Source organism: Trebonia sp. (genome assembly GCF_049794275.1).
In the GTDB taxonomy this organism is placed as follows: Bacteria; Actinomycetota; Actinomycetes; order Streptosporangiales; family Streptosporangiaceae; genus Trebonia.
Window position 1 is genome coordinate 1 of sequence record NZ_JBARCR010000790.1, and the last position, 7,125, is coordinate 7,125.

Below are 7,125 nucleotides of genomic sequence, written 5' to 3' on the forward strand. Positions count from 1 at the left end.
CATCAGCGCCGCGCCGAGCCCCTGGACGAGCCGGGCGCCGACGAGCGTGCCCGCGTTCGGCGCGAGGCCTCCGGTCAGCGACGCGAGCCCGAACAGCACGGTGCCCGCGACCAGCGTCCGCCGCCGCCCGAGCAGGTCGGCGAAGCGCCCGCCGAGCATCAGGAAGCCGCCGTAGGTGACCACGTAGCCGCTGAGCACCCACTGCAGGTTCTGCACGGAGAAGTGCAGGTCACGGGCGATGGACGGCAGCGCGATGTTGACGATCGAGGCGTCCAGGAAGTCGAGGAAGCCGACGGCGCACAGCAGGGCGAGGACGAGCTTGCCCCGGCGGGTGGCGAGCGCGGATGACGACGACGCGAGCGGTGGTGCGGTCATGCTGACAGAACCTCCGAGAAGCGATATGTAATGATGTAATCAGTCAGTTAACCAACTTAGACCATGTGATCGCGAAGATCTATACTTCTCAGCAAGATGACTGACTCAGTTTCCGCGATCCCCGGCGGCAGCCAGCCCGGCACCAAGGGCGCGCAAGGCGGCAAGCGCGAGCGGCTGATCGCCGCCGCGGCCGAGACGATCTACGCCGCGGGCGTCGAGAAGACGACGCTGGCCGACATCGCGGCGGCGGCCGGGATCCCGCTCGGCAACGTGTACTACTACTTCAAGACCAAGGACGCCCTCGTGCAGGCCGTGGTCGAGGCGCACCAGGCCGAGGCCAGGGCCATGCTCGCCGCGATCGACCACGCCTACCCGGGACCGCGCGAGCGGCTCAAGGCGCTGTTCGGCGCCCTCGCCCAGCAAAGCGACCTGATCGCGCGGTACGGCTGCCCGCACGGCTCGCTCTGCCAGGAACTGGGCAAGCGCGCCGACGGCGCGCCGGCCGCCGAGCTGATGCGCGAGCCCGTCGAGTGGGCGGAACGCCAGTTCGCGGCCATGGGCCGCCCCGACGCGCGGGATCTCGCGGTCCAGGTGATCGCCAGGTACCAGGGCACCGCGCTGCTGACCAGCGCGTTCCGCGACCCGGGCCTGATGGAGGCCGAGGCGCGCCGCGTCGCCCAGTGGATCGACACGCTCGACTGAACGGGTAGCGGTAACAGAGCCACCACGGGCCCGTTCGGGATAAATACTCAGCGCGCGCCACTGGAGAGCCGCGGCTGCCGGAGACGCGTAACACGCCCGTAACGAGCCGCCGGATTTCGTTGCGTTCGGGTGATAAGTCAACGGAAAGTCTTGAAAAACCGCATTTACCTGTGCGAAAGTCTCATCTCTGATGAGTAAGCAACAGGTGGCTGAGGAGACTCGTACCAGCCCACAGGACGCGCGGGCGTCACACGACCCGCCCGCGATCGAACTGCACGGCGTGGTCAAGGAGTTCCGCTCCCACGGCGAGGTGGTCACCGCCGTCCGCGACCTCCACATCGCCATCGCGGAAGGGGAGTTCTTCTCCCTGCTCGGCCCCTCCGGCTGCGGCAAGACGACCACGATGCGGATAGTCGCCGGCTTCGAGGAGCCGACCGCGGGCACCGTGTACCTGCACGGCACCGACGTGACGAACGTCCCGCCGCACAAGCGCGACGTCAACATGGTCTTCCAGTCCTACGCGCTGTTCCCGCACATGACGGTGTTCGACAACGTGGCGTTCGGGCTGCGCCGCAAGAACACGCCGAAGAAAGAGGTCACCGACCGGGTGACGGACCTCCTGGGCGTCGTCGGCCTCGACGGGTACGCGAAACGAAGGCCGCGGCAGCTGTCCGGCGGCCAGCAGCAGCGGGTCGCGCTGGCGCGGGCGCTGGTGAACCGGCCGCGCGCGCTGCTGCTCGACGAGCCGCTCGGGGCGCTCGACCTCAAGCTCAGGCAGGCCATGCAGATCGAGCTCAAGCGGATCCAGCGCGAGGTCGGCATCACGTTCGTCTACGTGACCCACGACCAGGGCGAGGCGCTCACGATGAGCGACAGGATCGCGGTGATGAACGAGGGCGTCATCGAGCAGCTGGCCGCGCCGCGGGACATCTACGAGCACCCGAAGACCCGGTTCGTGGCCGGCTTCATCGGCACCTCGAACCTGCTGTCCGGCACGGTGACGAGCACCGACCCGGCGACCGACGGCGCGGTCATCGACCTCGGCGCCGACGGCGGCCGGATCGTCGTCCCCGCGGCGGGCAAGCGGCCCGGCGACGAGCTAGAGATCACCGTGCGCCCGGAGAAGATCACCCTGGTCGCGGACGTCGCGCACGTCGCGCCGCCCGCGCCGGCCGGCCAGCACGACTGCGCGCTGCGCGGCATCGTCGCCGAGGTCGTCTACCTCGGCACCTCGACCAACTACAACGTGACCACCTCCGCGGGGGCGGAAGTCGTGGTCTACAGCCAGAACTCAGCCAACGACGCCTCAGGGCCGCAGCGCGGCGAGCAGGTCTGGCTGCACTGGGACTCAGCCAACTCCTACGCGATCGGAAACACGCAATGACCGCACGCTACAGCCGCCGCGCCGCCCTCCAGCTGGGCGGCCTGTCCGCCGCCGCCCTGACCGCGGCCGCCTGCGGCGTGCAGGGCGCCGCCAAGCAGCAGAGCACGGCGCAGGCCGAGTCCGCCGCCGACAAGTTCTGGAAGGCGCAGAAGCCGACGGGCACCGTCACGTTCGCCAACTGGGCGCTGTACATCGACCCGGATCACCAGACCCTGAAGGACTTCACCGCGAAGACCGGCATCAAGGTCACCTACGACGAGGTCATCCAGGACGACTCGAGCTTCTTCGCGAAGATCCACCCGCAGCTCGCCTCCGGCCAGTCCACCGGCTACGACATCATGGTGATCACCGACGGCCTCGAGTTCTCCGAGCTGGTGGAGCTCGGCGAGGCGATCCCGCTCGACCAGTCGATGCTGACCAACTTCCACCAGAACGCGGGCGCCGCGTATCAGCACCGCAGTTTCGACCCGGGCAACGTGTACAGCGTGCCGTGGGCGAGCGGGTCCACCGGCATCGCCTGGAACCCCAAGTACATCAAGACGCCTCCGACGTCGATCAACGACCTGTGGAACCCCGCGTACGCCGGGCACGTCGGCATGATGTCCGACCCCCAGGAGATCGCGAACTTCGGCCTGTTCAAGATCGGCGTCGACCCGGAGAACTCCACGCAGAAGGAGTGGCAGGCCGCGGCCGCGGCGCTGAAGCAGCAGCGCGGCGCGGGGATCGTCCGGCAGTACTACGACCAGTCGTACATCAACGCGCTGTCCAAGGGCGACGTGTGGATCACGATGGCGTGGTCGGGCGACATCTTCCAGCAGAACCTGTCGGCCGGCACTGACCTGCAGTTCATCGTGCCCAAGGAGGGCGGCACGATCTGGACCGACAACATGATGATCCCCAAGTACGCCGCCAACCCGGTCGCCGCCATGCAGCTGATCGACTGGTACTACCAGCCGCGGATGGCCGCGACGCTCACCGAGGCGATCAACTACATCACCCCGGTCCCCGCCGTGCAGGACATCATCAAGTCGGACGCCGCCAGCGCCAAGGGCAGCGACAAGGCGACGCTGGAGGCCGTCGCGACCAGCCCGCTCGTCTGGCTGTCCGCGGCCGACTACGCGCGGCTCAAGAACTACGTGCCCATCACCTCGAAGAACCAGTCGACGTTCTACGGCATCTTCCAGCCCGTGGTCGCGGGCTGATGCGCGGGCTGATAACAGCATGAAGCGCTGGCGCGCCGCCGCCGTCCCTTACCTGCTGATCCTGCCCGGCGGCCTGTGGCTGGTGATCTTCTTCGCGATCCCCGTGATCGTGCTGATCAGCCTGTCCACCCAGCAGGGCAACATCGTCGACGGATTCAGCCAGACGTTCCACTTCGCGAACTACGCCAGCGCCTGGGACAACTACCACGACCAGTTCATCAGGTCGCTGCTGTACGGCGCGATCGCCACGATCCTGTGCATCGTGCTCGGCTACCCGGTGGCGTACTGGATCGCGTTCCGCGGCGGCGCCCGCAAGTCGACCTACCTGTTCCTGCTGCTGCTGCCGTTCTTCGTCTCGTTCGTGCTGCGCACGGTCTCCTGGCAGTACTTCCTGTCCGACAACGGCATCCTGCTCAGCCCGCTGAAATCCGCCGGCATCCTGCCGCAGAACTTCCGCATCCTCGCTACCGGGACCGCCGTCGTCGGCGGGCTCACCTATAACTACCTGCCGTTCATGGTGCTGCCGATCTACGTGGCGCTGGAACGGATCGACCCGCGCCTGGTCGAGGCGGCGCAGGACCTGTACGCGACGCGGGCGGCGGCGTTCCGCCGCGTCGTGCTCCCGCTCAGCCTGCCCGGCCTGTTCGCCGGGGTGCTGCTCACGTTCGTCCCGGTGGCGGCCGACTACGTCAACGCCGCGATCCTCGGCGGCACGGGCAACACGATGATCGGCAACATCATCCAGGACGAGTTCCTCACCGTGCAGGATTACCCGACCGGCGCCGCGCTGTCGTTCATGCTGATGGCGATCTTGCTGATCGGGATGTTCAGCTACGCCCGCGTGCTCGGCACCGACGAAGTGCTCGAGGTGGCTGCCCGGTGACCGTTGATATTGATTCGGAACGGGCCCGTGACTCCGCCCCGGCGGTTGTCACTGCTCGGGCCGGCGGCCGGCGCCGCCCCCGGCGCCGCTGGGGCGACCGGCTGCTGTTCGCCTGGACCTGGCTGATCATCATCTGGCTGGCGCTGCCCATCGCCGTGATGATCATGTTCTCGTTCAACAACCCGCACGGCAGGTTCAACTTCACCTGGGTCGGCTTCACGCTCAAGTGGTACGGCCCCCACCTGCTCGACTACCCGTCGCTGACCACGGCGATGGAGAACTCGCTGCTCGTCGCGTTCGCCGCCACCGTGGGCTCCGTGGTGCTCGGCACGCTCGTCGGCCTGGCGCTGGGCAAGTACCGGTTCCGCGGCCTGGGCACCGCGAACCTGGTGCAGTTCGCCGCGATCTCCGCGCCGGACATCGTGCTGGCGTCGTCGCTGCTGGCGTTCTTCGTCACGCTGCGCGTGCCGCTCGGGCTGCCGACGATCATCGTGGCGCACATCATGTTCTGCCTGTCGTTCGTGGCGGTGACCGTGCGGGCCCGGGTGCTGACGCTGGACAGGTCGCTCGAGGAGGCGGCGCGGGACCTCGGGGCCGGCCCGTGGGCGACGTTCCGGCTGGTCACCCTGCCGCTGATCTTCCCCGGCGTGCTGGCAGGCGCGCTGCTCGCGTTCGCGATCTCCATCGACGACTTCGTGGTGACCAGCTTCGTGTCCGGCTCGACGCAGACGTTCCCGCTGTGGATCTGGTCCGCGACCCGTAACGGCCTGCCCCCGCAGGTGGACGTCCTGGGCACGCTGATCTTCGTCGCCGGCCTGATCATCGCCGCCACCTCGGCGCTCCTCGGCCGTCGCGGTACCAGGTAGAGCGGTACCAGGTAAGAGCAGGTCGCGGGCTTCTGTTCGCCTGGTGGCAACTTCCCGTTGGTGTAGCCGCGCTAGGAAATGTCTCACAGGCGGCGGTCGTTAGGGGGAAAGTCATGGAGCAACAGGAACGGGACGGGGTGGCCACCAGGCTGCCCGAGCCCGCGGCCCTGGCGGATAAGCCCGCCGGGGTCCCCAGCAAGCACCTCGTGCCCGTCTTCGACGTGCAGAACGTCTCGATCTTCTACGGCTCGTTCCGCGCCGTCACTGACGTGTCGCTGACCATCTACGAAAACGAGATCACCGCGTTCATCGGCTCGTCGGGCAGCGGCAAGTCCACAGTGCTGCGGGCGTTCAACCGGATGAACGACCTGGTGCCGAGCGCCCACATGGACGGCGTAATCGACTATCGCGGCGAATCGCTGTACGCCCCTAGCGTGTCTCCGGTGGCGGTGCGCCGCCGGATCGGCATGGTGTTCCAGAAGCCGAACCCGTTCCCGAAGTCGATCTACGAGAACGTCGCCTACGGGCCGCGTATCAACGGCATCAGGAAGAAGAGCCAGCTGGACGAGATCGTCGAGAGCTCGCTGCGCAAGGCCGCGCTGTGGGACGAGGTGAAGAACCGGCTCAGCGCGTCGGGGCTGGGCCTGTCCGGCGGCCAGGCGCAGCGGCTGTGCATCGCCCGCACGATCGCGGTCGAGCCGGACGTGGTCTTGATGGACGAGCCCGCGTCGGCGCTCGACCCGATCGCGACGGGCCGGATCGAGGACCTGATGCACGAGCTCAAGTCGCAGTACACGATCGTGATCGTCACGCACAACATGCAGCAGGCCACCAGGGTCAGCGACCGCACCGCGTTCTTCTCCGTGCTCGTCAACCCCGACAGCGACACCCGCACCGGGGTGCTCGTCGAGTACGGCCCGACCCAGCAGATGTTCGAGAACCCGCACGACCGCCGCACGGAGGCGTACGTGACGGGGCGGATCGGCTGACGTTACGCCCCGTTACGCCCCGTTATGCCCCGCGCTGTTTCCGGCGCTTGACTCTCCTGTAATGGGAGACCGGAGAGTCGGGTCATGACCACCATGACCCAGCAGGCGAGAGCGGACGCCGGTCCGGTCTCGCGCTTCGCCAAGTGGGCCCCGCTCGCGATCGTGCTCTGCGGGACCTTCATCTTCGTCCTCGACTTCTTCGTCGTTAACGTGGCGCTGCCGTCCATCGCCCGCGACCTGCGGGCGGGCGCGGCGCCCATCGAATGGCTGGTGTCCGGCTACGCGCTGACCACCGCGGCGCTGCTCGTCACCGGCGGCCGGCTCGGCGACCACTACGGTCGGCGGCGCTTGTTCAGCATCGGGCTGGCCGTCTTCGTGCTCGCGTCCGCGCTGTGCGCGATCGCGCCCGACCCCAGTTTCCTGGTCGCCGCCCGCGTCCTGCAGGGCGCCGGCGCCGGGATCATGGCGCCGAACATCCTCGCCATCCTCGGCATGACCTACACCGGACCGGACCGGGTGCGGGCGATCAGCGTGTACGGCATCGTGATGGGGCTGGCCGCCGTGAGCGGGCAGCTCGTCGGCGGGCTGCTGATCGACGCGAACGTGGCGGGCCTCGGCTGGCGGGCTATCTTCTGGATCAACGTGCCGATCGGGCTGGCGGCGCTGGCCGCGACGCCGCGGTTGCTGCGGGAGTCCCGCGCCGAACACGCCGGCCGGCTCGACC

8 protein-coding genes are annotated in these 7,125 nt (G+C 68.2%); 7 read left to right on the forward strand and 1 reads right to left on the reverse strand.

Translation table 11 applies throughout. The features are described from left to right. A partial coding sequence (locus WA805_RS20545) for an MFS transporter (protein ID WP_425243136.1) occupies positions 1 to 375 on the reverse strand: 375 nt, incomplete at its 3' end. A gap of 96 nt (positions 376 to 471) precedes the next feature. On the opposite strand from WA805_RS20545, the gene WA805_RS20550 reads away from it, so the two are divergent. The 7 genes from WA805_RS20550 to WA805_RS20580 form a co-directional block, all read left to right on the forward strand. Next, positions 472 to 1,077 carry a TetR/AcrR family transcriptional regulator gene (locus tag WA805_RS20550; RefSeq protein WP_425243137.1) on the forward strand — a complete coding sequence of 202 codons (606 nt, stop codon included), beginning with the start codon at positions 472 to 474 and terminating at the stop codon, positions 1,075 to 1,077. A 190-nt stretch (positions 1,078 to 1,267) separates the two neighbouring features. Then, positions 1,268 to 2,461 carry an ABC transporter ATP-binding protein gene (locus WA805_RS20555; RefSeq protein ID WP_425243138.1) on the forward strand — a complete coding sequence of 398 codons (1,194 nt, stop codon included), beginning with the start codon at positions 1,268 to 1,270 and terminating at the stop codon, positions 2,459 to 2,461. Then, complete coding sequence (locus tag WA805_RS20560) at positions 2,458 to 3,663, forward strand: polyamine ABC transporter substrate-binding protein (protein WP_422288394.1); 1,206 nt, start codon at positions 2,458 to 2,460, stop codon at positions 3,661 to 3,663. The genes WA805_RS20555 and WA805_RS20560 overlap by 4 nt, the downstream gene beginning before the upstream one ends. A gap of 19 nt (positions 3,664 to 3,682) precedes the next feature. Continuing rightward, positions 3,683 to 4,546 (forward strand): ABC transporter permease, encoded by an 864-nt coding sequence (locus WA805_RS20565; RefSeq protein WP_422288393.1) that lies wholly within the window; start codon positions 3,683 to 3,685, stop codon positions 4,544 to 4,546. Then, positions 4,543 to 5,412: an ABC transporter permease gene (locus WA805_RS20570; RefSeq protein ID WP_422273377.1), complete on the forward strand. Its 870-nt coding sequence runs from the start codon at positions 4,543 to 4,545 to the stop codon at positions 5,410 to 5,412. Before WA805_RS20565 ends, WA805_RS20570 begins: the two co-directional genes overlap by 4 nt. A gap of 113 nt (positions 5,413 to 5,525) precedes the next feature. Next, entirely contained in the window at positions 5,526 to 6,401 is an 876-nt protein-coding gene (gene pstB, locus WA805_RS20575; protein ID WP_425243139.1) for a phosphate ABC transporter ATP-binding protein PstB, read from the forward strand. A gap of 84 nt (positions 6,402 to 6,485) precedes the next feature. Further along, a partial coding sequence (locus WA805_RS20580) for an MFS transporter (RefSeq protein ID WP_425243140.1) occupies positions 6,486 to 7,125 on the forward strand: 640 nt, incomplete at its 3' end.